We start from the raw sequence: 22,851 nt of genomic DNA, 5'->3' as shown, positions 1-22,851 counted from the left end.
CTGCTGGCACTTCATCAAACGCCCACACTTATCGACTGTTTATTGTTAAAGAACTGTATTCGGTACTGCCTTGCTGCATTTGCGAATCGTTTTGTTCGTCAGCAGCAGAGAAGCGAGATTATGCAGTGTTTCGCGATGTTCGTCAACTTCTTTTTATTCCCATCGAAGCGTTCAGAACCGTTTGAAGGCCTGTCGTTTGCGACGAGGGACCGAATCATACCAGCGTCGCATACGGACCGCAAGTCCCGCTACAATGCACCCTTTGCCGTCCTCCCCGCACCGCCATGACCATCCTGCTCTCCACCCTCAATGCCCGCTATGCCCACGCTTCGCTGGGGCTGCGCTACCTGCTGGCCAACATGGGCGAGCTCCAGGAACAGACGAGCCTGATGGAATTCGTCATCGGCGCGAAGACCGTGGAGGTCGTCGAACGCCTGCTGGCGAAGAAGCCGCGCATCGTCGGCTTCGGCATCTATATATGGAACGTCGAGGAAACGACGAAGGTCGTCGCCATGCTCAAGCGCGTCGCGCCCGAGGTGACGGTCGTGCTGGGCGGGCCGGAAGTCTCGTACGAGACGAACGAGCAGGAGATCGCGCGCCTGGCCGACTACGTCGTCACCGGCTGGGGCGACATCACGTTCCCCAAGCTGTGCGGCGAGATCCTCGATGGTCCCAAGCCGATCATGAAGGTGCATGCGGGCGTGCAGCCGCCGATGACCGACATCACCCTGCCCTACACTTTGTATACGGACGAGGACATCGCCCACCGCACCCTCTACGTGGAAGCGTCGCGCGGTTGCCCGTTCAAATGCGAGTTCTGCCTGTCGTCGCTGGACAAGACGGCCTGGCCGTTCGGCATCGACACCTTCCTCGCGGAGATGGAGACCCTGTACCAGCGCGGCGCACGATTATTCAAATTCGTCGACCGCACGTTCAACCTGAACGTCAAGACGAGCCAGCGCATCATGCAGTTCTTCCTCGACAAAATCGCGGCGAATCCCGATGATCCCGTGTATGCCCACTTCGAACTGGTCCCGGACCACCTGCCGGAAGCGCTGAAGGCGACGATCGCCCAATTCCCGCCCGGCGCGCTGCAGTTCGAGATCGGCATCCAGAGCTTCAACCCGGAGGTGCAGACCCTGGTCAGTCGACGCCAGGACAATGCCAAGGCCGCGGACAACATCCGCTGGCTCACCACGCAGTCGCACGCGCACCTGCACGTGGACCTGATCGCCGGCCTGCCGGGCGAAGACGTCGAATCGTTCGCGCGCGGCTTCGACCAACTGGTCGCCCTCGGCCCGCACGAGATCCAGTTCGGCATCCTCAAGCGCCTGCGCGGCACGCCGATCATCCGCCACACGGCGCCGTACAAGATGGTGTACGAGCCGTATCCGCCCTACACCGTGCTGGCGACCGACCGCATCGACTTCGCCACCATGCAGCGGCTCGTGCGCTTTGCCCGCTACTGGGACCTGGTCGCGAACTCCGGCCGCTTCGCCCACACGGTCAAGGTGCTGCTGGGCGACAGCCCGTTCGCCAACTTCATGGCGTTCTCGGACTGGATCTACACGCAGCTCGACGCCACCCACCGCATCGCGCTCGACCGCCTCGCCAAGCTGGTGCAGGCCTGGCTGCAGCGCCAGGGCATGCCGGCCGCCGACGCCGCCGCCCTCATCGCGAGCGATTACGCCGGCAGCGCCCACAAGCCGGCCGACAAGGCGACGCACGCCGCGCCCGAGCGCCAGGTCCGCCACCTCGCGGCGTAAAGACGACTATGTGCGCCACCGAACGCTGTAAGGTCACGGTAACGTAGCGCTGGTGGCGGCAGTCGCGAATCTCTTTTACACTGCCGCAATGCGGATTGAAAATGCGCCAACATTAACCATCGAGCATCCAGAGGCCGGCGCGGGGCAATCCGTGGTGGCGCGCGGCGTATGGCAGGTCCACGCGTTCTCCCGCAGCGGCTTCAAGGACATCGAAAAGACATTGAAATCCCTGGCTGGCAAGCAGGTCGCCTGGGACTTGTCCGAGGTCGCCAGCCTCGATCACATCGGCGCCCAGTTGCTCTGGAGTTCCTGGGGCAAGCGCCGCCCCGAGCAGCTGAAGCTCGACCCGAAGCAGGAAGAACTCTTCGACCGCATCGAGAAATCCGGCCGGATCGAGCTGCCGCGCACGCGCAAAAGCCATCTGCAATGGGTGATCACGCTGGGCGGCGGCGTCCTGAGCTTCTTCGAACACCTGCGCGGCGCGATCACCCTGATCGGCCAGGTGGTGCAGGACATCGGCCGCTTCATCCGCCACCCGCTGTCCGGACCGTGGCGCGAAGTCTCGGCCAACATCTATCACTCCGGCTTCCAGGCGCTCGGCATCACGGCGCTCGTAGGCTTCCTGATCGGGGTCGTGCTGTCGTACCTGTCGGCGCAGCAGCTTCGCATGTTCGGCGGCGACATCTACCTCGTCAACATCCTCGGCATGAGCATCATCCGCGAACTGGGGCCGCTGCTGGCGGCGATCCTCGTCGCGGGCCGTTCCGGGTCGTCGATCACGGCGCAACTGGGCGTGATGCGCGTGACGGAGGAACTCGACGCGATGCTGGTGATGGGCATCTCGCACGGCTACCGTCTCATCATGCCCAAGGTGGTCGCGCTCGCGCTGGCGATGCCGCTGCTCGTCGTGTGGACGGATGCGATGGCCCTGATCGGCGGCATGGTCTCCGCGAAGATCGAACTGAACCTGACGATGCGCTACTTCATCCAGAAGCTGCCGTCCGCCGTACCGATCGTGAACTACACCATCGGCCTCGCGAAGGGCGTCGCGTTCGGCATGCTGATCGCGCTCGTCTCCTGCCACTTCGGCCTGCGCATCAAGCCGAACACGGAAAGCCTGGGCCGCGGCACGACGACGTCGGTCGTCACGGCGATCACCGTCGTGATCCTGGCCGACGCCGTGTTCGCGATCATCTTCTCCGGGGTGGGCTTCTGATGGCGAATCCTGCTCAACGTCCGCCACAGCAACTGAACCGCGAGCCCGAGGAAGACGTCGGACCGCCGGTCGTCCAGATCCGCAACCTGTGGACGCGCTTCGGCCGCACCGTCGTCCACCAGGACCTGAACCTCGACATCTACGCGGGCGAGATCCTGTCGATCGTGGGCGGCTCGGGCACCGGCAAGACCGTGCTGCTGCGCCAGATGCTGGGCCTGGAGCGGCCGTCCAGCGGCTGCGTGCGCGTGTTCGGCGAGGACGTCAGCAGCGCCAGCCCGGAACAGCTGCAGCGCATGCGCAACCACTGGGGCATGCTGTTCCAGCAGGGCGCGCTGTATTCCGCGCTCACCGTGTTCGACAACATCGCCCTGCCGCTGCGCGAGCTGCGCGCCCTGCCGGAGGAGGTCGTGCGCGCCGCCGTGCTGCTCAAGATGGACATGGTCGGACTCGGCCCCGGCGACGCGAACAAGATGCCGTCCGACCTGTCGGGCGGGATGATCAAGCGCGCGGCCCTCGCGCGCGCGCTCGCGCTCGAGCCGCAGTTGCTGTTCCTCGACGAGCCGACGGCGGGCCTCGACCCCGACCTGTCGGATTCGTTCGTGGCGCTGATCCAGACGCTGCACAGCGAGCTGAAACTCACCGTCGTGATGGTCACGCACGACCTGGACACGCTGTTCGCGCTGTCCTCGCGCATCGCCGTGCTGGCGGAGAAGCACGTGATCGCGGTGGGACCGTCGTGCGACGTGCTGCGCGTGCAGCACCCCTTCATCAAACACTTTTTCCTGGGGCCGCGCGGCCAGCGGGCGCTGGAAGTGCTGGAAGAGCGCATCGCAAGAAAGGAGTCGGAAGACTGACATGGAAAACAGATCGTATGCCCTCATGACGGGCTTCTTCACGGTCGCGCTGCTGGTCGCGGCCATCCTGATCGGCCTGTGGCTGAACCGCGACCGCACCACGATGCATCCGTACGAGATCGTCACCACGCAGACCATCCCCGGCCTGAACCCGCAGGCCGCGGTGCGCTACCGCGGCCTGGAAGTCGGGCGCGTGGACGACATCGTGTTCGATCCGCGCGTGACGGGCCAGATCCTCATCAAGCTCTCGATCGAGGAAGGCGCGCCCGTCACGCAGACGACGTTCGCCTCGCTCGGCTACCAGGGCGTGACGGGCATCGCCTTCATCCAGCTCGACGACGACCGCACCGGCTCCCCGCTGCTGCAGAGCGACAAGGGCCACGTGGCGCGCATCCCGCTGCGTCCCGGCCTGCTCGACCAACTGGAAAAGCGCGGCCTCGCGATCCTGGAAAAAACGGAGCGCATCACGGACAGCCTGAACAACGTGCTCAGTAAAGAAAACCAGGACAAGCTCACGGGCGCCTTCGACAGCATCAACAAGGCCGCCGCCGCGTATGCCGAGATCCCGGGCCAGCTGCAACCCACGCTGGCGCGCCTGCCCGCGCTGGCGGATAAACTCGACCGCACGATGGGCTCCGTACAGGAGCTTTCCACCAGCGTCACCGCCGCCGCACACAACTACGACCGCCTCGCGACGAGCCTGCAGGCCCCGGGCGGCCCGGTCGAGCGCGCCGGCGCGGCCATCGATTCGCTGGGCGGCGTGACATCCGACCTCGAGCTGCAAACCTTGCCGCACGTCGTCGACATGGCCGACGAGGCGAAGACGTCGCTGCGCGCCGTGCGCCGCACCGTGACGAACCTGGGCGACCGCCCGCAAAGCATCCTGTTCGGCGCCCCGACCGCCGAACCCGGCCCGGGCGAACCCGGCTTCGCCCCCCCGACCAAATGAGGAACCCAGCGACCATGCATCCGACCCGCATCATTCTCGCTGCCGCCCTGGCCCTGACCCTGTCCGCCTGCGCCTCGCAGAAGGGCCAGCCCACCACGCAGTTCGACTTCGGCCCGGCCACGGCCGCGCAAACGCAGGCACAGGGCGTACTCGGCGCCGTGGTCGTCACCGACGTCACCGGCTCGAGCGCCCTGGACAGCGAGCGCATGTTCTACCGCCTGAGCTATGCCGACCCGCTGCAGGCCCGCACCTATGCGAACAGCCGCTGGACGGCGAATCCGCTGCAGCTGCTGACGCAGCGCTTCAAGACGCGGCTCGCGCAGGCGGGTGCGCGCGTGCTGTCGGAGACGGATGCGGCCAGCGGTATCCCGCTGCTGCGCATCGATGTCGATGAATTCATCCACGACTTCGGCGGCGTGAGCCAGAGCACCGGCGTCGTCGCCGTGCGCGCCTCCGTGTTCCAGGGCCATACGCTCGTCGACCAGCGCAGCTTCCGCCAGGCCGTCGCCGCGCCCAGCGCCGACGCGGCCGGCGGCGCGCGCGCCCTCGCGGCCAGCACCGACGCCGTCGCGGCCGACATCGTGGCGTGGCTGGGCACCTTGAATCTCAACCGACGATGACCGAGACGGAAGACGCGGCCGGCCCACGCGCCTCGCCGGTGGCGCGCGCGGCGCTGCTGGCCTATCTGCTGCTGATCGTCTACGCCAGCTGGTTCCCGTTTTCCGGCTGGCGCAGCAGCGGGCTGTCGCCGTTCGCCTTCCTCGTCCTGCAGATGCCGCGCTGGTGGACCGGTTTCGACGTCATGGTCAACATCGTCGGCTACATGCCGTTCGGGATCCTGATCGTGCTCGCGTTGCATCCACGCGTGCGCGGCCTGTGGGCTGTCGCCATCGCGGCCGTCGTCGGCCTGCTCGTCTCGGGCACGATGGAGGTCGTGCAGAACTACCTGCCCAGCCGCGTGCCGTCGAGTCTCGACCTGCTGACCAATGCGGGCGGCTGCCTGGCCGGGGCGGTGCTCGGCGCATGGTTCGCCCCGATGCTGCTCGACCGCAGCCGTTTATATCTGCTGCGGCAGCGCTGGTTCGCGGCGCATGCGAGCCAGGGCCTGGTGCTCGTCGCGCTGTGGCCCCTGGCCCAGGTCTATCCGCAGAACTACCTGTTCGGCAACGGCCAGATCCTGCCGCTGCTGTCGGAATGGCTGTCCGACTGGCTCGACACGGACATCGACCTCGTGACCATGCTGCGCGGCGACGTGCCGATGAGCGTGGAGCAGTACTGGCTGTCCGAGACCATCATCACCGCATGCGGCATGACGGGCGCCGCCCTCACGCTGCTGTGCCTCACGCGCCGCGGCGCGCCCCGGCTGTCGCTGATGCTGGCGCTGATCGGCGTCGGCATCGTCGTCAAGACGCTCGCCAGTTCCCTGTTCTTCGCGCCCGACAATGCGTTCGTGTGGGTCACGCCGGGCGCCGAAGGCGGCTTCCTGATCGGGCTGATCATGCTGGCCGGCCTCGCGTTCGCACCCCAGGTCGCGCAGCGCCGGCTGGCCGTCGTGACGCTCGTGCTGTCGCTCATCGTCGTCAATACGATTCCTGCCAACCCGTATTTCGTCTCCACCCTGCAGGCCTGGCAGCAGGGTAAATTCCTGAATTTCAACGGGGCGGCCCAGTTCCTCGACATGGCCTGGCCCATCATCGCATTGTGGTTCCTGCTGCTGCCGTCGCACCGGCTGAATCGCTCTTGATAACGGCGTATCATATGAAAGATACACGCCATCCGGAACCGACATGAACGACGACAAACCCTTTTATCAACACCACGTGTTCTTCTGCCTGAACGAACGCGAAGGCAAGGACTGCCGCCCCAGCTGCGGCAAGAGCGGCGCCGAAGCGGCGCAGCAACACGCCAAGAAGCGCGTCAAGGAACTGGGCCTGAACGGCCCGGGCCAGGTGCGCATCAACAAGGCCGGGTGCCTGGACCGCTGCGAGGAAGGCCCCGTCGTGGTCATCTACCCGCAGGGCACCTGGTACACCTACGTGGACAACTCCGACATCGATGAAATCATCGACCGCCACCTCGTCAAGGGCGAGGTCGTCGAACGCCTGAAGATCTGACGAAGTACTGATGAACGAGCAATGAACAAGAATTCCCAGAAGTTTTACCTGACCGGCCCCGCAGGCAAGATGGAGTGTATGCTGGACGAACCGGAAGGCACGCCCGTCGGCATCGCCCTCGTGGCGCACCCGCACCCGCTGTACGGCGGCACGATGGACAATAAAGTGGCGCAGACATTGGCCCGCGCGTTCGTCGGCCTCGGCTACGTGACGGCCCGCTTCAATTTCCGCGGCGTGGGCGAGTCGGAAGGCGTGCACGACGAAGGCCGCGGCGAAGTGGACGACATGGAAATCATGCTCGACCACATGATCGAACAGTATCCGGGCCTGCCGTACGCGCTGTCCGGCTTCTCGTTCGGCACGTTCGTGCAGGCACAACTGCAACAGCGCCTGATCCAGCAGGGCCGCCCGGCCGAGCGGCTGGCGCTAGTCGGTACGGCCGCGGGAAAGTGGCCGATGCCGGAAGTCCCGGCCGACACGATCCTGATCCACGGCGAACTTGACGATACGATACCGCTCGCGCACGTGTTCGACTGGGCGCGCCCGCTCGACATCCCCGTGACCGTGATCCCCGGCGCCGACCACTTCTTCCACCGCAAGCTCGTCCACATTAAAAATCTTGTCGCGCAATTGTGGCGACGTGACATTTGAGGCGAACGCTGGCCTATAATGATGCGATCTTCTTTCAAGGCAATGCTTTCGAGCATTGTCTATCGCATCACAATCCACGTTATCCTCTGAATTGCCTTCCATGAAAAAGTTAATCGCGGCCCTCGCCGCCAGTGCCCTTTTGATGTCGGCCGCCCAAGCGCAGCAGGTGCCGGCCCCGCAAATCGCCGCCCGTTCGTGGCTGCTGCTGGACGCCACCAGCGGCCAGATCATCGCCTCCCAGGATCCGGATACCCGGATCGAGCCGGCGTCGCTCACCAAGGTCATGACGGCCTACGTCGTGTTCGAAGCCGTGCGCGACAAGAAAGTCACGCTGGACCAGATGGTCAACGTGTCGGTCCGCGCATGGAAAGTCGACGGCAGCAGCTCGAAGATGTTCATCGACCCCGCCACCCCGGTGAAGATCAGCGACCTGCTGTACGGCCTGATGGTCCAGTCGGGCAATGACGCGGCCGTGGCGCTGGCCGAAGCCGTCGCCGGCGACGAAGCGACGTTCGTCACCCTGATGAACCGCGACGCCGAGCGCATGGGCATGAAGAACACCCGCTTCGCCAACCCGCACGGCCTGCCGTCGCCGGACAACTACTCCACCGCGCGCGACCTGTCGATCCTGGCTGCGCGCGTCATCAAGGATTTCCCCGAGTTCTACAAGATCGACTCGGTCAAGGAATTCACGTACAACCGCATCAAGCAGCAGAACCGCAACCGCCTGCTGTGGCTGGACCCGACCGTGGACGGCATGAAGACGGGCCACACGGAAGCGTCGGGCTTCTCGATGATCGCGTCGGCCCACCGCCCGAACGGCCCGGCCGGCGAGCGCCGCCTGATCTCGGTGCTGTCCGGCGCCACGTCGGACGGCAACCGCACGGCGGAAAGCCAGAAGCTCTTGAACTGGGGCTTCCAGAACTTCGACACCGTCAAGCTGTATTCGAAAGGCCAGGCCATCCTGACCCCGGAAATCTGGAAGGGCTCCAAGTCGAACGTCAAGATCGGCTTCCCGAACGACGTATGGGTGACCGTGCCGAAGGGCGTGGCCCAGAAGATGAAGCCGGTCCTGGAACGCAAGGACCCGCTGGTCGCGCCACTGGCCCTGAACAGCCGCGTCGGCACGCTGAAGATGAACGTCGACGGCAAGCCGCTGCTGGCGCTGCCGGTGGTGGCGCTGGAAGAGGTGCAGGAAGCGTCGATCTTTGGCCGGGCGTGGGACTCGATGCGTCTGTGGATGAAGTAATCACCTGCCTGTCAACACCGTCGTTCCCGCGCAGGCGGGAACCCATACTGAGCGTCCTCGATCACCTCGGCATGGGTTCCCGCTTCCGCGGGAACGACGTTTTATAATGACACGATCCGTCAACCTGGAAAAAACGCAATGAACCCAGCCCTCCCCCGCGACCTGTCCTGCCCGCGCATCGCCCCCCGCAAGAACGGTGATCTCGCACTGTCCCGCATCGTCGCCGGCATGTGGCGCATGGCCGACTGGGACATGACGGTGGAGCAGCGCATCGCCTTCATCGAGCAGTGCATCGCGCTGGGCGTCACGTCGTTCGACCATGCGGATATCTACGGTAACTACGGCGTCGAAGGCTTGTTCGGCGAAGCGCTGCGCGCCCAGCCGTCGCTGCGCGACCGCATGCAGCTGATCAGCAAATGCGGCATCAAGCTGCTGTCCAATAAACGCCCGCAGCACACCATCCAGCACTACGACACGAGCGCCGCGCACATCGTCGCATCGGCCGAGGAATCGCTGCGCCAGCTGCACACGGACCGCCTGGACCTGCTGCTGATCCACCGCCCCGACCCGCTGATGGACTTCGACGAGATCGCCGGCGCATTCTCGCGCCTGAAGCAGGACGGCAAGGTGCTGCACTTCGGCGTCTCCAACTTCAGCCGCCACCAGTTCGAGGCGCTGAACCGCCGCATCGAACTGTCGACGAACCAGGTCGAATTCTCGCCGCTGCACGTGGCGCCGATGTTCGACGAGACCTTCGACGGCCTGCAGGATAAAGGCGTGGCGCCGATGATCTGGTCGCCGCTGGCCGGCGGCCGCCTGTTCACGTCGAACGACGCGAACGCGGAAAACCTGCGCCTCGTGATCAAGGAGATCGCCGACCGCCTGCACCAGCCGTTCGCAAGCGTCGTGTTCGCGTGGATCATGCAACTGCCGTCGCGCCCGATCCCGCTGACGGGCAGCGGCCGCATCGAGGCGATTTCCGTCGCCGTGGCCGGCACCACGTTCCAGCTGTCGCGCGCCGACTGGTTCACGATCCTGCGCGCCGCGCGCGGGCACGAGGTCGCGTAGGAGCCTACGCCGCCATGGGCGAACCCCTCAGGATCGTGGAAGGCCGCGCGCTGACGGCGCAGCAGAAGAAGGACCTGCTGAACCGTCTCGCGCGCGTGGAAGGCCAGTTGCGCGGCGTGCAGAAGCTGATCGCGCTGGCCGACGCGCCGTCCGACTGCGACGCCGTGGCCCAGCAGATGGCCGCCGCGCGCAAGGCGCTGGACCGGTCGTTCGTGCAGCTCCTCACCGCCAGCATCGTCACCCATACGGGCAACGCGGGCGACGTCGAGGAAGCGAAAGCGGCGGCGGCGCACCTGGCCGCCATGTTCGACAAATTCGCTTAATCCGCCCTCAGTCCTCTACGTTGTCCTCGTACACCTTCGGCGGCGCGATCCTGGTCCACCCGCCCATCCACGCGATGTTCAGCAGCAGCGTCGCGCTGATATAAAACACGAAGAACAGCGCAAAGAAGCGCGTGCGCAACAGCGCCAGCAGCGCGATGCAGACGACCAGCGCGACCAGGGCCGCCTTCGATTTCGGCTGCTTGGAGCTGGGGAAGCGGATCGTCGACACCATCAGGGTGCCGACGGCCACCATCAGCAGCATGACGAGGAAGGCGCCGGCCATGTCGGCCACCGGGTCCGGCCATGCGACCACCACCGAGGCCACGCAGGCCGCGCCCGCGGTGATCGGCATGCCGACGAAGTAGCGCGGGTCCGTCTTCCCGACCATCACGTTGAAGCGCGCCAGCCGCAGCGCACCGCAGGCCACGAACACGAAGCACGCCAGGCCGCCCATGCGCACGAGGGTCGGGTGCGCGGCGCCCATCTGGGCGAAGCCGTAGCAGTACAGCAGCAGGCCGGGCGCGCAACCGAAATTCATCACGTCGGCGATGGAGTCCAGCTGCACGCCGAACGCGGACTGGGTGTTGGTGGCGCGGGCGACGAAGCCGTCGAGCGCGTCGAACACGCCCGCCAGCACCAGCAGGATCGCGGCCAGGCGATAGTCGGACGGATCGCCCACGGGGGCGTTGTCGACCGAGATCACGATGCTGCCGAATCCGCAGGCGATCGACAGCAGGGTCACGAAACTGGGCAGGGCAAACTTGGCGCGCGCGAGGCGCTGCTGGCGGGTCGGATTCACTGGAATTCGTTAAAAGCGGAAGAATGGCTTATTTTACATGGGCTTATGCCGGGGCCGCGATTGTCCTTACGATCGTCACCGGGCCCCGATTTCGCCTAGAATGGAGGCTCCTTTACCCCATCAGGACCGACGCTGGGAGCGATATATGATGAACAGTATGCTTCGCGTAAGGCAGATCGCCCTCGCCTGCGCCGCGGCGTGGGCGCTCGTCGCCTGCGGCGGCGGCGGCGGCGGGAGCAGTGCAGGCGCCCCGAACGCGACTCCCTCCACCGGATTCTCGGGACAGGACGCCTCGGCGCCCACGGCGACGAACAACATCGCCACCGACGGCCTGAACTGGATCAACTACCGCCGCAGCCAGATCGGCATGCCGGCGCTGGCGCGCAACGCCGTCATCGACACCGCGGCCCAGGGTCATTCCGATTACCAGCGCATCAACAACGTGGTGACGCATGACCAGACGGCCGGCAAGACCGGCTACACGGGCGCGCGCCTGCAGGACCGCCTGCAGAATGCCGGCTACGTGTTCGGGTCGCCGAATGCGATCGGCGAAGTCATTTCGGCCACCTCGAACGGTTCCGGCTTCTACATGGCCGAGGAACTGATCACGGCGATCTACCACCGCTTCGTGATCTTCGAGCCCGTGTTCAAGGAAATCGGCGCGGGCGCGGCGACGACGTCCGCCAATTACAGTTACTTCACCGCCGACTTCGTGGCCAACAACGGCTACGGCACCGGCATCGCCGCGGGCACGATCGTGACGTGGCCGTTCAATGGGCAGACCCAGGTGACACCCAACTTCAACAGCGATTACGAGGAACCGGATCCGGTCCCCGACCGCAGCGTCGTCGGCTACCCGGTCAGCGTGCACACGAACTTCGATCGCACGCTGACGGTCCAGAGTTTCACGATGCGCGCACACGGGACCAGTAGCGATCTGGAGACGCGCCTGCTGGCCTTGGGCAAGGATTCGAATACAACCACGAAGTCGGCGGCGGCGATCGTGCCTCTGGCCCAGCTGGCGTCCGCGACCACGTATGATGTCAGCTTCTCGGGTGCCATCGACGGCGTCCCGGTCAGCCGCAACTGGTCATTCACAACGAAATAACACGCATGGATAGTCCCGACCGCCGTTTTCCGCCAGACGCACACGATGCCCCCGCCGTGAACCACGCGGGCGGCATCGCGCGCCTGATGGGCGACGGGGCCCTGTTCGGGCGCGTCCTCGCGCGCTTTCGCAACGAGTACCGCCAGGCCGCGGCCGGCATCCGCACCGCGCACGACCAGGGCGATACCGCGCTCGCGCTACGCCTCGTCCACACGCTGAAAGGGGCTGCCGGCATGATCGAGGCGGTGCCGCTGCGGCGCCAGGCCGACATCGTGGAAGGCCTGTTGCACGGGGGTGCGGGCGACGTCCACGGCAGCCTCGCGCGCCTGCAGGATGAGCTGGAACGGGTGTTGCGCGAACTGGATGCGCTGGCGCTCACCTTGCCGGAACGCCGTCCCGCGGCGCCGGCGCAGCCGCCGGCGGAGATGGATCACGCTATCGTCGACCGCCTGATGGCGCTGCTCGACGAAGGCAACGGCGATGCGGTCGACCTCGTGCGCGAAGGCGCCGGCGCGTTGGCCGCACAACTCGGGGAAGGATGTTATCGCCAGGTGGCGGACCTGGTCGAAGGCTTCGACTTCGACGGCGCCCTGGCGCTGCTGCGCGAACGGGCGGGCGGCTGACGCGCAGCCCGCGGTTCAGCGGTTGTATTCCGCTTCTTCGTCGAACGAATCGGCGCAGGACTTGCCGCAGAAACGGCGTACGCTGTCGAGCGGTTTGTCGCAATACCAGCACGCGCCCTTGGGTGGCAGGCTCAGACGGGCGGGCACCGGCGCCGCACTCATGGGCGCCGCGACGGCCGGATCGACAGGCACGCTCTTGTCCTGAACACTTTCCTGTATCGTTTCCAAGGTTTCCCCCTTACCGGCAGCACGTCAGTAACGCTGAGATTACTTTAGTGGAACATCGTGTGCATGAGAAAGCGCAAGCGCGCTTGTGCCCGCTTCTGCGGTACGCGGTCTTTCAAACCAGTGTGCGCCGATTGTGCTACCTGTGCAACGCCTGTTGCCCACGAGTTTTCAAGAAACAACAGTCGCAGTGCCCCGACGTCATCGTCACCGATGCCGGACCATCCAACTGCCCGAAATAATAGCAGTACTGGCAATGCGTGCGCCGGGCCGTTCAATCGTGCGAGCCGCCGTGTCAGATTTACGACGGGCGCGCCGGATGCCGTCAGCGCGCCGGTTCCAGCGTGACGAACAGGGCGCCGGGCGCCGTCTCGAGGCGGGTGGGAATGAATTGCACGCCGGCGTAGCGCAGGTCGTCGGGGCGGAAGGTGTAGACCGGCATGTCGCGCATCAGTTGATTCACGAGCAGGTCGGCGGCGCGGCCCAGGTCGCGTGCGCGGTCGCCCTCCATGCCTTCGACGTCGAAGCTGTCGACGTGCGTGGCGGACAGGACGACGGCATTGCGCACGTTGTCCAGCACCAGGTGGCCGGACATGGCCAGGCTGCCGTTCCACGACTGGCGCAGGAACGGGGGCGACACGGACACGTCAAGGGACAGGCCCACGCGGTCCGTCTCCGGCATGATCGCGAGGCGCGGCCGGGTCAGTTGCACGTCGAACAGCTCGAGCATGCGGTTGCGCAGCGGGAAGCGGCGCTCCAGGCCGGCCTGCAGGCGGGATTGCGACAGTTCGACGCGGCGCGGTCCGATCACCGTCGCGCAGGACGCCAGCAGGCCGCCGCCCGCCAGCGCCAGCGCCGCCTTGCCGAACGTCCGTCTCGTCATCGCCGTCATCATCGCCTCACTCGTTCATGGATGGGGCGAAGCCTAGCACATCAATAGAAGTACGGCGTTGCGCGCGCCCATTCGCTCTTCGGCCAGCGCTTGTGCAGCAGCGCGTGCGCCTTGCGCGACAGGGCCTTCGCATCGTCGTCGAGGCAACCGCCGCGCGTCGACATCACGACCACGTGCAGCAGCCAGGGCAGCTCCGGATCGGCCGGATGCGTGTCGGCCCATTGCAGCACGTCGTCGCCCAACGTGCCGGTGGCCGTTTTCAGCTGTTCCAGCTTGCCCAGTTCCGCGCGGCGCGCCGTCGCGTCGCCCAGGTCCGGCGTCGCCGGCAGGCGCCACACGAAGCTCGTCGGCTCGCCCAGGCGGTCCGGCTTGAAGCTGCACCACGCGGACGCCGTCGCGTCGCCGGCCTCGATGCGGGTCACGGGCGGGGCCGTCATGTCGAGGTCCGCGGACAGGCCGAATGCGACCGCCGCGACCAGCGCCACGTGGCGGCGCTCGGCGGGCGTGGCGGCGCGGACGTAGCGCGTCGCCATTTCGCCCGTGGCCGGCACCAGCCTGGCCAGCAGGTCCGCCGCGGCTCGGCCGGTGTCGGCCTGGTCGAGCAGCGCGGCGCGGATCCAGGCCGCGCCGGCGATACGGGCACGCAGCGGCTGCGGCAGCAACTCCATGCGCGCCAGCTCGAGCATGTCGGCGGCGGCCAGGCCGCGCTTGAACCACGCGATGGCATCGTCGTTGAGCATGTCCTCGGCCGCTGCGGCGTCGGGGCTCGCCATGTCGACGTTCGCGCGCAGCAGGTACGCGCCGGCGTCCCGCACCGACGTCGCGACGGCGAAGCGCTCTTCGCGGAACAGGTTGCGCGTGCCCGGCGACAGCTTGCCCTTCAGCGCGGCGTCCGCGACGGCGCGCGCGGCATCGCGCTTGTCCGCCAGGCGGTACAGCCTCGCCAGGTGGTAGCGCACGGTGAGGCAAGCCGGATCGGAAGAGTCGACGGCCAGCGCGGCCTGTTCCAGCGCGGGCGTCAGCGACTCGGACAGCATCAGCGCGGCGACCAGCCACGGGTCGGTATGCCCGCGCGGCTTCGTTCCCTGCTGCCAGCGCTCCAGCGCGTGGCGTGCCGGGACGGCGCACGATCCATCGCGGCTGCCGGCGCAGTCCTGCAGCGTTGCGATCCAGTCGACGAACGCATGCTGTCCGCGCAGCGGCTCCAGCTTCGCATCGTCCATCAGCACGGACCAGTCGCCCAGGCGGTCGAGCGCGTACGGGTCGCGCGCAGGATCATCCAGGTAGCGGTTCAATTCGTCGAGCCGGGCTTCGGGCGTCAGCCGCGCGCGCATGGACCGCAGCAGCGCGCGGGCCGGTTCGTGCATGGTTTGCAGCGATGCGTCGGCCACGATGGCGGCGCCGCGCTTGTCGAGGACCTGCGCCTGGTGTTCGCGTTCATCGCGCGGCGTCTGCGCCACGGCGGCGATGGCGCGCCGGACTTCCGAGCGCAAGGCGAGATATGCGCCGAGACCCCGCATCGGATGGCCGGCCGTCGCGCCGATCCGGTCGAACAGCGCGGTGCTCTCGGCATAGTGGGCGCCGTGGAACTGCCACGCGGCGCGCTGGTAGTCGCGCAGCTGGCGCCAGTAGGCCGGCTCCGTCGCGGGCAGCGGCTGCGGCGCGACGATGTCGGGCAGTTTCTCGGTGCGATACGCGTAACGCGCATCCTCCGCGCGCTGGCAGGATTCGCCGACCTGGTATTGCGCGCGCAGCCATGCATCGACCCGCGCGCGGGTGGCGTCGGGCCGGGCCTCCAGCTGGCGCAGGGTCGCGGCCGCGTAGGCATTGGCGGCCGCCGGACAGGCCACGATCATGCGCGTCGCCGGGTCGTCGGTCTTGATGTTCAAGACTTTGGCGGCGCGCCCGACCAGGTCCGCGGAGGTGTCTTCGCCGTCGACGTGGTCCCACCCGTTGCCGAACGCGCTGCCGTCGGCGCGGTCCAGGCCTTTCTCGGTGCCCGGCTTCTTCGCGACCGGCGCGCCGAGCATGATCGCGCGCCAGGCCGTGTACAGGTAGACGCGGCGCATGCCCGGCTGCAGCACGCCCAGGTCGCCGGCCTGGAAGCGCGCGTTGGGGATGTCCGGCTTCGTGTACGCCTTGAACATCGTGTAGCTGGGACCATAGTCGCCGCTGGCGAACGCATTCGCCGCGACGGCGGCGATGGCGGCACAGGCAAGCAGGTATTTCATCGGGAATCTCTCCATCCTTTTTCGTCGAACCAGAACGTGCGCCGGTAGCGCGCGGCCACCGCGGGCGGGAACGCTTCCTGGCGCGAAAAGCCGGCGCTGCCCGCGCGGCACAGCGGGTGCAGCACCTCGGGCCGCATCGCCACGATGTCGCGCAGCGCCTCGTTGTCGCGGCCCATGCGGAAGAACATCGGCACCACTTCATCCGCTTCCAGCCCGTCCAGCCAGGCCGGGGCGCGGCACCACCAGCCGAGAGCCGTGACGCTCAGCCGCATGTCGTCCGGCAGCGCGGCGCGGATGCGGTGCACGAGGTCGCGGTAGTCGGCGCGCTGCGACGGCCGTGCTTCCAGGTCGAGCTGCACCCAGCCCGACGTCGACGCGCGCGCGGCGCTGTGCATGGCGGCGAGCACGGTATCGCGTGCGGCCTGCAAACCCGCCGGCGGATGCAGCGGGTCGATCTCGACGTGCACCACAGGGATCACGGCAGGGATCACGCGCGTCCCGCGCGCGAGCAGGCGCGGGCGTGCGCCCGGGCGCACGAGCACCTTGTCGCCGGCGAGCCAGATGTGGCGGTCGACCACGGCAACGGTCGCACGCGAGAACGCGGGGACGGGCGCGTCTCTCCACAGCCAGGCGATGGCGCCGGCGGGCGGTTCGGGCGGCAGGAAGGGAATGGGCAAGCGGGTCTTTCGGCAGCTGCGGCGGACGCCATGTTAGCAAGTTTTATTTGCCGAATTTGCACACACAATCACACACGACAGGCGTAAAAAACCCGCCGGAGCGGGCTGATTGTCGGCTCACTTGCCGATGCAGAAGCGGCTGAAGATCACCCCCAGCAGATCGTCCGGCGTGAACTGCCCGGTGATGCTGGACAGCTGATCCTGCGCGAGCCGCAGCTCTTCCGCGAACAGGTCGAGCGACTGGTCATCCTGCGCCGCATGCTCGGCGGCGTACCGCAGGTGCTCGCGTGCCTGGCGCAACGCGACGAGGTGGCGTTCGCGCGCGAGGTACAGCGACTCGCCCGTCTGCTGCCAGCCGGCGATGCGCAGCAGTTCCGCGCGCAGCAGGTCGATGCCGATCTTCTCGTGTGCGGACAGGTAGATGTTGACCGCCTCCGCGCCCTGGTCCACGGATGGCTTGTGTCCGGACAGGTCGATCTTGTTCCAGATGCGCACGACGGGCACGCCTGGCGGGAACGCGGCGACGATGTCCTCGTCGGCCTTGGCCGGGCCGAGGCTCGCGTCGAGCAGGTGCAGGATCACGTCCGCCTTGCCGACCTCGCCCCACGTACGCTCGATGCCGATGCGCTCGACGACGTCGATGCCTTCGTCGATGGCGCGGATGCCGGCCGTGTCGACGATGTTCAGCGGGATGCCCTCGACCTGGATCGTCTCGCTGACTTTATCGCGCGTGGTGCCCGCGATCGGCGTGACGATGGCGACGTCCGAGCCGGCCAGCGCGTTCAGCAGCGACGATTTGCCGACGTTCGGCTGGCCGACCAGCACGACATTCAAACCCTCGCGCAGCAGCGCGCCTTGCGCGGCCTGGCGGAACACGGCTTCCAGCGCGTCGACGATGCCTTTCAGCTGGCCGCGCGCATTGGATTTCTCGAGGAAGTCGATCTCCTCTTCCGGGAAATCGAGCGTGGCTTCGACGAGCATGCGCAGGTTGATCGTCTTCTCGACCAGTTCGTGCACGACCTTCGAGAACGCGCCGGACAGCGATTGCGACGCCGATTTCGCGGCAGCCTCGGTGGACGCATCGATCAGGTCGGCGACGGCCTCCGCCTGCGCGAGATCGAGCTTGTCGTTCAGGAAGGCGCGGCGTGTGAATTCGCCCGGCTCGGCGAGGCGCAGGTCCAGGTCGCGGCCCGCCTCCAGCACGCGCGCGAGCAGCATGCGCAGCACGACGGGGCCGCCGTGGCCCTGCAGTTCGAGCACGTCCTCGCCAGTGTACGAGTGCGGCGCCTTGAAGTAGAGCGCGAGGCCTTCGTCGATGACGGTGTCCGCGGCATCCTTGAACGGCAGATAAGTGGCGTGGCGGGGCGCGAGCTTCGTGCCGGGGAACAGCGCGGCCACGAGCGGTGCGAGGTTCTTGCCGGAGGCGCGCACCACACCGATGCCGCCGCGGCCGGGGGCGGTGGCGATGGCGGCGATGGGGGAGGTGTCGAGTTTCATGGGGGGATTGTAGTATCGCCGTCATTCCCGCGGAAGCGGGAATCCATACTGAGCATCTTCGGTCGAATCAGCATGGGTTCCCGCTTTCGCGGGAACGACGAGTTATTCAAATAAAAAAGCCCGTGCGGACACGGGCTTTTCGGTCAGCAGGGCGGTTTTATTTGGCCGGTGCGAACTTCTTGGTGATGACGTACTGCTGCGCCATCGAGATCAGGTTGTTCACGACCCAGTACAGCACGAGGCCGGACGGGAAGAACAGGAAGATGACCGAGAACGCCAGCGGCATGAACATCATCATCTTGGCCTGCACCGGATCGGCCGGCTGCGGGTTCAGCTTCTGCGTGATGAACATCGAGATCGCGTACAGGATCGGCAGGATGAAGTACGGGTCCGGTGCCGTCAGGTCGTGGATCCAGCCCACCCACGGTGCGCCGCGCATCTCGACCGCGGCCTGCAACACCCAGTACAGGGCCAGGAACACCGGCATCTGCACGAGGATCGGCAGGCAGCCGCCCAGCGGGTTGATCTTCTCGGCCTTGTACAGCTCCATCGTGGCTTGCTGCATCTTGACCGGATCGTTTTTGAAACGCTCGCGGATCGCCTGCATCTTCGGCGTCACCGTCTTCATCTTGGCCATGCTGCGGTAGCCGGCCGCCGACAGCGGGAAGAACAGCAGCTTGATCAGGATGGTGAAGGCGATGATGGTCCAGCCCCAGTTGCCGATCATCGAGTGCAGCCAGTTCATCGTGGCGAAGATCGGCTTGGCGATGATCGCGGCCCACGCGTAGTCGCGCACCAGGTCCAGGCCCGGGGTCACGCCTTCCAGCAGGCTCTGCACCTGCGGGCCCGAGTACAGGCGCGCGGCGTTCGAGACGGTCGCGCCCGGTGCGACGGTGCCCAGCGGCTCGACGGCGCCGATGGCGAACAGGTTGTTACCCAGCGACTTGGTGTAGATGTCGCGCTGCGTGTTCGCCGGCGGGATGAAGGCCGAGACGAAGAAGTGCTGCGAGATCGCGATCCAGCCGTCTTTCGACTGCTTGGCGTGGTCGGCCGAACCCTTGCCGATCTTCTCGAACGTCAGCTTCTGGTAGTGCTCTTCCGGCGTCCACAGCGTGGGGCCCGTGTAGCTGCTGTTGAAATAGGTGTCGCCTTCCGGCTTCATGCCGTCATGCTCGAGCTGGAAGTACAGCGACGGCGTGACCGGTGCCTGGGTCAGGTTCGTCACGTCGTGGCGCACGTCGATCACGTAGTCGTTGCGCTTGAACGTGAAGGTCTTGGTCAGGCGCACGCCACCCTGCTCCGCGTCCAGCACGACCTGCACCTGGTTGTTGCTGTCCAGCGTGCGCGAGCCCGGACGGACCGTGAACGGGGTGTTGTGGTTCGGCAGGACGCCGGCCGCGCTGGTGCCGGTCAGGCCCGTCTGCGCGAGGTAGACGCGCGGACCGTTGGCCTGGAACAGCACCTGGTTCTTCGTATGGTCGACCTTGTCGCGGTACTTCAGCAGCTCCAGGCGGCGGATCACGCCGCCGGCCGTGTCGATGTCGACTTTATAGACGTCGGTGGTGACGGTGATGACCTGGGTCTGCACGGGCGCGGGCGCCGCGGGCGTGCCCGGGACGGTGCCGGCCGGGGTCGGCGTCGCGGCCGTCGGCAGATCATTCGGCTTGGCCGGGTTCGGGGCCTGCGCGACCTTGGCCGGCGGCTGCGCCGAGAACATCGACTGCTTGCCGTTGGCCACCATCCAGTCGTTCCACAGGACGACCAGCGAGACGGCGAACACGATCCACAGGATGGTACGTTTATTGATTTCCATTGGTCTTATTCAGGAATGCTTGCAACCGCAAGCGGTTGGTGAGGAATGCTGCTCCCCGGGACGCGGTACCAGGTCGACGCCGCCGTCGTTCCACGGATGGCAGCGGCAGACGCGGCGCAGGGCCAGCCATCCGCCGCGCGCGGCGCCGTGGATCTTGACGGCCTCGATCGCGTAATTGGAACAGGTCGGAAAGAAACGGCAGTTCTGTCCGAGCATCGGAGACACCAGCAACTGGTAACCGCGCAACAGCCAGACGAGCAACCGGTTCATGATAGTCCCGGTTGCGAACCTGAAGGCGCAACGCTTGCCGCCTGTGGAGCGGCATTGGCCTTACGTGGACGCGGCAACTGCGACGCGAACAACCGCGCCAGCTCGACGCGCAACTGCGCCTTCAGCGCGGACGTCGTCGCCGGACCGTCCTTGCCGTTGACCGGACGCGACAAGCGCACGATGCAGTCGAGCGCCGGCAACTGCGTGGTCCGGAACAGTTCGCGCGTGATGCGCTTGATGGTGTTGCGCGTGACCGCGCGCGGCGCAAAACGTTTGGCCGCGACGACGCCCAGCCGCGCATGAGGCAGGGCATTCGGTCGGGTATAGAGCACGAAATGCGCGGTTTTTTGTGCAGGGCGCAAACGAAAAACGGATGAAAACTCATCCGTTTTTACGATACGCCGAACGCGCGCAAAGTCGTGCGAACCTTCGCCTGACATATGTCGTAGGCGCGGTCGATGCGGCTTTCCGGCTTAGACAGCCAGACGCTTGCGGCCCTTGGCGCGGCGAGCGTTCAGAACCAGACGGCCACCACGGGTAGCCATGCGTGCGCGGAAGCCGTGCGTGCGCTTGCGACGAACGACGGAAGGTTGGTAAGTACGTTTCATGGTGGTCTCGCTTAAAGCAAAATAGATGCAAAATCGGGGCTGAGCTCACGGATAGCGTCGAATAACCTGCTGCACGTTGCATTTTTGAACTGCGATGCTCGCTGTACTCACGTACAGCTGCGCTTCTCGTTCAAAACTGCTGCCGCTCGCGACGGTTCTTCGAAGCTCCCTGTTGCCAGCATTGCGCCAATGACATTTCGCAGTTGTTAAGCCAGCGTCACGCCACAGCAAAGCTTGTCGCCTGTGTGCCATTTGTTGGATTAACAAGGCGTACGGGCGGGGAACCCTGAATTATTCAGCATTTTTACTTCAACTGTCAAGGCGGCCGTTGTGTCAAGACCGCGCTATTGTGCGCCGCAAACGGTTGCGGACGCACGTCAGGCGTTCCCGTTTCGGTGGAAAATTCCTGTATCGCCTGTGGATAACTTGCGAGAACACAGGTAAAATAGAGTGTTACGCTTAACTTAGTCGATGTATGGATAACTTTTGGCAGACCTGTTCCAACCAGTTGGAGCTCGAGCTGACACCGCAGCAATATACCGCGTGGATCAAACCACTTGTCGCCCTCGACTACGAGGACGGCAAGCTGCGCATTGCGGCGCCCAATCGATTCAAGCTCGACTGGGTGAAGTCGCAGTTCGCCAACCGCATCACCGCGCTGGCGTCCGAGCATTATCAGCGGCCGGTCGACGTGCAGTTCGTGCTCGACCCGAAGAACAGCATGCCGAAAAAAGCGGTGTCGTCGGCCCCTGCCCCGATGCCGTCCAGCAGCGGTGCGCTGGGCATCAACGCTGCTGCCGACAAGACCGTGCCGGAGATGCCCGTCGTCACGCCGGACAATGTCATCGCGAACAATCCGCGCCGCGAACAGAGCCGCGTCAACCCGGACCTCACGTTCGAGAACTTCGTGACCGGTAAGGCGAACCAGCTGGCGCGCGCCGCCGCGATCCAGGTCGCCAACAACCCGGGCGTCTCGTACAACCCGCTGTTCTTCTACGGCGGCGTCGGCCTCGGTAAAACGCACTTGATCCACGCGATCGGCAACCAGGTAATGGCCGACCAGCCGGGCGCGCGCATCCGCTATATCCACGCGGAACAGTATGTGCGCGACGTCGTGACCGCGTACCAGCGCAAAGGCTTCGACGACTTCAAGCATTACTATCACTCGCTGGACATGCTGCTCATCGACGATATTCAATTCTTCGGTGGCAAGAGCCGCACGCAGGAAGAATTCTTCTATGCGTTCGAGGCACTGATCGCAGCGAAAAAGCAGATCATCATCACGTCGGATACCTATCCGAAAGAGATCACGGGCATGGACGACCGCCTGATCTCGCGCTTCGACTCGGGCCTGACGGTCGCGATCGAACCGCCGGAACTGGAAATGCGCGTGGCGATCCTGATGAAGAAGGCGGAATCGGAAGGCGTCATGCTGAACGACGACGTCGCCTTCTTCGTCGCGAAACACCTGCGCTCGAACGTGCGCGAACTGGAAGGCGCGTTGAGGAAGATCCTCGCGTACTCGCGTTTCCACGGCAAGGACATCACGATCGACGTCGTGAAGGAAGCCCTGAAAGACCTGCTGTCCGTGCAGAACCGCCAGATCTCTGTGGAAAACATCCAGAAGACCGTGGCCGATTTCTTCAACATCAAGGTCGCGGACATGTATTCGAAGCGCCGCCCGGCCAACATCGCGCGTCCGCGCCAGATCGCGATGTACCTGGCGAAAGAGCTGACGCAGAAGAGTCTGCCGGAAATCGGCGAACTGTTCGGCGGCCGCGACCACACGACGGTGCTGCACGCGGTCCGCAAGATCGCCCAGGACCGCACCAAGAACGCCGAGTGCAACCACGAATTGCACGTGCTGGAACAGACCCTGAAAGGCTGATGCGTGAACGCGGGGGAAAAGGCGGTGCCC

The 22,851-nt window shown here is 65.8% G+C and carries 25 protein-coding genes; 15 read left to right on the top strand and 10 right to left on the bottom strand.

What is annotated here, in order from left to right; translation table 11 throughout:
* The 12 genes from QPK29_RS31370 to QPK29_RS31315 form a co-directional block, all read left to right on the top strand.
* Positions 1-185 (top strand): hypothetical protein (locus tag QPK29_RS31370; protein ID WP_400189910.1); only part of this gene is annotated, 185 nt, incomplete at its 5' end.
* Between the two features lie 99 nt (positions 186-284).
* A complete protein-coding gene (locus QPK29_RS31365) occupies positions 285-1,766 on the top strand; it encodes a B12-binding domain-containing radical SAM protein (protein ID WP_371772144.1) in 1,482 nt (493 codons plus the stop codon).
* 88 nt (positions 1,767-1,854) lie between these two features.
* Positions 1,855-2,982, top strand: a complete 1,128-nt coding sequence (locus tag QPK29_RS31360; RefSeq protein WP_056126950.1) for an MlaE family ABC transporter permease — start codon at positions 1,855-1,857, stop codon at positions 2,980-2,982.
* A complete protein-coding gene (locus QPK29_RS31355; RefSeq protein ID WP_082577554.1) occupies positions 2,982-3,836 on the top strand; it encodes an ABC transporter ATP-binding protein in 855 nt (284 codons plus the stop codon). Before QPK29_RS31360 ends, QPK29_RS31355 begins: the two co-directional genes overlap by 1 nt.
* 1 nt (position 3,837) lies before the next feature.
* Positions 3,838-4,785 carry an MlaD family protein gene (locus tag QPK29_RS31350; RefSeq protein ID WP_160410775.1) on the top strand — a complete coding sequence of 316 codons (948 nt, stop codon included), beginning with the start codon at positions 3,838-3,840 and terminating at the stop codon, positions 4,783-4,785.
* 14 nt (positions 4,786-4,799) lie between these two features.
* Positions 4,800-5,405: an ABC-type transport auxiliary lipoprotein family protein gene (locus tag QPK29_RS31345; protein WP_371763282.1), complete on the top strand. Its 606-nt coding sequence runs from the start codon at positions 4,800-4,802 to the stop codon at positions 5,403-5,405.
* Entirely contained in the window at positions 5,402-6,529 is a 1,128-nt protein-coding gene (locus QPK29_RS31340) for a VanZ family protein (protein WP_056126942.1), read from the top strand. Before QPK29_RS31345 ends, QPK29_RS31340 begins: the two co-directional genes overlap by 4 nt.
* A 43-nt stretch (positions 6,530-6,572) precedes the next feature.
* Positions 6,573-6,899, top strand: a complete 327-nt coding sequence (locus QPK29_RS31335; protein WP_105380024.1) for a (2Fe-2S) ferredoxin domain-containing protein — start codon at positions 6,573-6,575, stop codon at positions 6,897-6,899.
* Positions 6,900-6,920: 21 nt separating this feature from the next.
* Positions 6,921-7,550, top strand: coding sequence for an alpha/beta hydrolase (locus tag QPK29_RS31330; protein WP_371772146.1), 630 nt, complete (start codon positions 6,921-6,923; stop codon positions 7,548-7,550).
* Between the two features lie 100 nt (positions 7,551-7,650).
* Positions 7,651-8,799 (top strand): D-alanyl-D-alanine carboxypeptidase family protein, encoded by a 1,149-nt coding sequence (locus tag QPK29_RS31325; RefSeq protein ID WP_056126937.1) that lies wholly within the window; start codon positions 7,651-7,653, stop codon positions 8,797-8,799.
* A 138-nt stretch (positions 8,800-8,937) separates the two neighbouring features.
* On the top strand, positions 8,938-9,867 hold the full coding sequence (locus QPK29_RS31320; protein WP_056126935.1) for an aldo/keto reductase: 930 nt from the start codon (positions 8,938-8,940) through the stop codon (positions 9,865-9,867).
* A 14-nt stretch (positions 9,868-9,881) separates the two neighbouring features.
* Positions 9,882-10,190 (top strand): metal-sensitive transcriptional regulator, encoded by a 309-nt coding sequence (locus QPK29_RS31315; protein ID WP_371772147.1) that lies wholly within the window; start codon positions 9,882-9,884, stop codon positions 10,188-10,190.
* Between the two features lie 7 nt (positions 10,191-10,197).
* On the opposite strand, the gene pssA is transcribed toward QPK29_RS31315, so the two are convergent.
* Entirely contained in the window at positions 10,198-10,989 is a 792-nt protein-coding gene (pssA, locus tag QPK29_RS31310; RefSeq protein WP_056126931.1) for a CDP-diacylglycerol--serine O-phosphatidyltransferase, read from the bottom strand.
* A 157-nt stretch (positions 10,990-11,146) separates the two neighbouring features.
* On the opposite strand from pssA, the gene QPK29_RS31305 reads away from it, so the two are divergent.
* Entirely contained in the window at positions 11,147-12,097 is a 951-nt protein-coding gene (locus QPK29_RS31305; protein ID WP_371772148.1) for a CAP domain-containing protein, read from the top strand.
* Positions 12,098-12,102: 5 nt separating this feature from the next.
* Complete coding sequence (locus QPK29_RS31300; RefSeq protein ID WP_371772149.1) at positions 12,103-12,720, top strand: Hpt domain-containing protein; 618 nt, start codon at positions 12,103-12,105, stop codon at positions 12,718-12,720.
* A 15-nt stretch (positions 12,721-12,735) separates the two neighbouring features.
* On the opposite strand, the gene QPK29_RS31295 is transcribed toward QPK29_RS31300, so the two are convergent.
* The 9 genes from QPK29_RS31295 to rpmH all read right to left on the bottom strand — a co-directional run bounded on the left by QPK29_RS31295 (position 12,736) and on the right by rpmH (position 20,933).
* Positions 12,736-12,948, bottom strand: a complete 213-nt coding sequence (locus QPK29_RS31295) for a hypothetical protein (RefSeq protein ID WP_056126926.1) — start codon at positions 12,946-12,948, stop codon at positions 12,736-12,738.
* Positions 12,949-13,270: 322 nt separating this feature from the next.
* Positions 13,271-13,828, bottom strand: a complete 558-nt coding sequence (locus QPK29_RS31290; protein ID WP_160410780.1) for a DUF1439 domain-containing protein — start codon at positions 13,826-13,828, stop codon at positions 13,271-13,273.
* Between the two features lie 50 nt (positions 13,829-13,878).
* Positions 13,879-16,068, bottom strand: coding sequence for a hypothetical protein (locus tag QPK29_RS31285; protein WP_371772150.1), 2,190 nt, complete (start codon positions 16,066-16,068; stop codon positions 13,879-13,881).
* Positions 16,065-16,745, bottom strand: coding sequence for a hypothetical protein (locus QPK29_RS31280; protein ID WP_371772151.1), 681 nt, complete (start codon positions 16,743-16,745; stop codon positions 16,065-16,067). The genes QPK29_RS31285 and QPK29_RS31280 overlap by 4 nt, the downstream gene beginning before the upstream one ends.
* A gap of 117 nt (positions 16,746-16,862) precedes the next feature.
* Entirely contained in the window at positions 16,863-18,242 is a 1,380-nt protein-coding gene (gene mnmE, locus QPK29_RS31275) for a tRNA uridine-5-carboxymethylaminomethyl(34) synthesis GTPase MnmE (RefSeq protein WP_371763271.1), read from the bottom strand.
* Between the two features lie 157 nt (positions 18,243-18,399).
* Entirely contained in the window at positions 18,400-20,055 is a 1,656-nt protein-coding gene (gene yidC / locus QPK29_RS31270; RefSeq protein ID WP_056126916.1) for a membrane protein insertase YidC, read from the bottom strand.
* Between the two features lie 9 nt (positions 20,056-20,064).
* Entirely contained in the window at positions 20,065-20,325 is a 261-nt protein-coding gene (gene yidD, locus QPK29_RS31265; RefSeq protein WP_056126914.1) for a membrane protein insertion efficiency factor YidD, read from the bottom strand.
* The gene (rnpA, locus tag QPK29_RS31260) at positions 20,322-20,765 is read right to left on the bottom strand and encodes a ribonuclease P protein component (RefSeq protein ID WP_082577557.1); all 444 of its coding nucleotides are present in this window, start codon (positions 20,763-20,765) and stop codon (positions 20,322-20,324) included. Before rnpA ends, yidD begins: the two co-directional genes overlap by 4 nt.
* A gap of 33 nt (positions 20,766-20,798) precedes the next feature.
* Positions 20,799-20,933, bottom strand: a complete 135-nt coding sequence (gene rpmH / locus QPK29_RS31255) for a 50S ribosomal protein L34 (protein WP_075796440.1) — start codon at positions 20,931-20,933, stop codon at positions 20,799-20,801.
* 475 nt (positions 20,934-21,408) lie between these two features.
* Between rpmH and dnaA the strand changes: the two genes are divergently transcribed.
* Positions 21,409-22,821, top strand: a complete 1,413-nt coding sequence (gene dnaA, locus QPK29_RS31250; protein WP_371763268.1) for a chromosomal replication initiator protein DnaA — start codon at positions 21,409-21,411, stop codon at positions 22,819-22,821.
* The last annotated feature ends 30 nt before the right edge of the window (positions 22,822-22,851 follow it).

Source organism: Massilia orientalis (assembly GCF_030411975.2).
GTDB lineage: Bacteria > Pseudomonadota > Gammaproteobacteria > Burkholderiales > Burkholderiaceae_D > Telluria > Telluria orientalis.
Note: the sequence above shows the minus strand (reverse complement) of the source record. Positions and strands in the feature narration are given on the sequence as shown.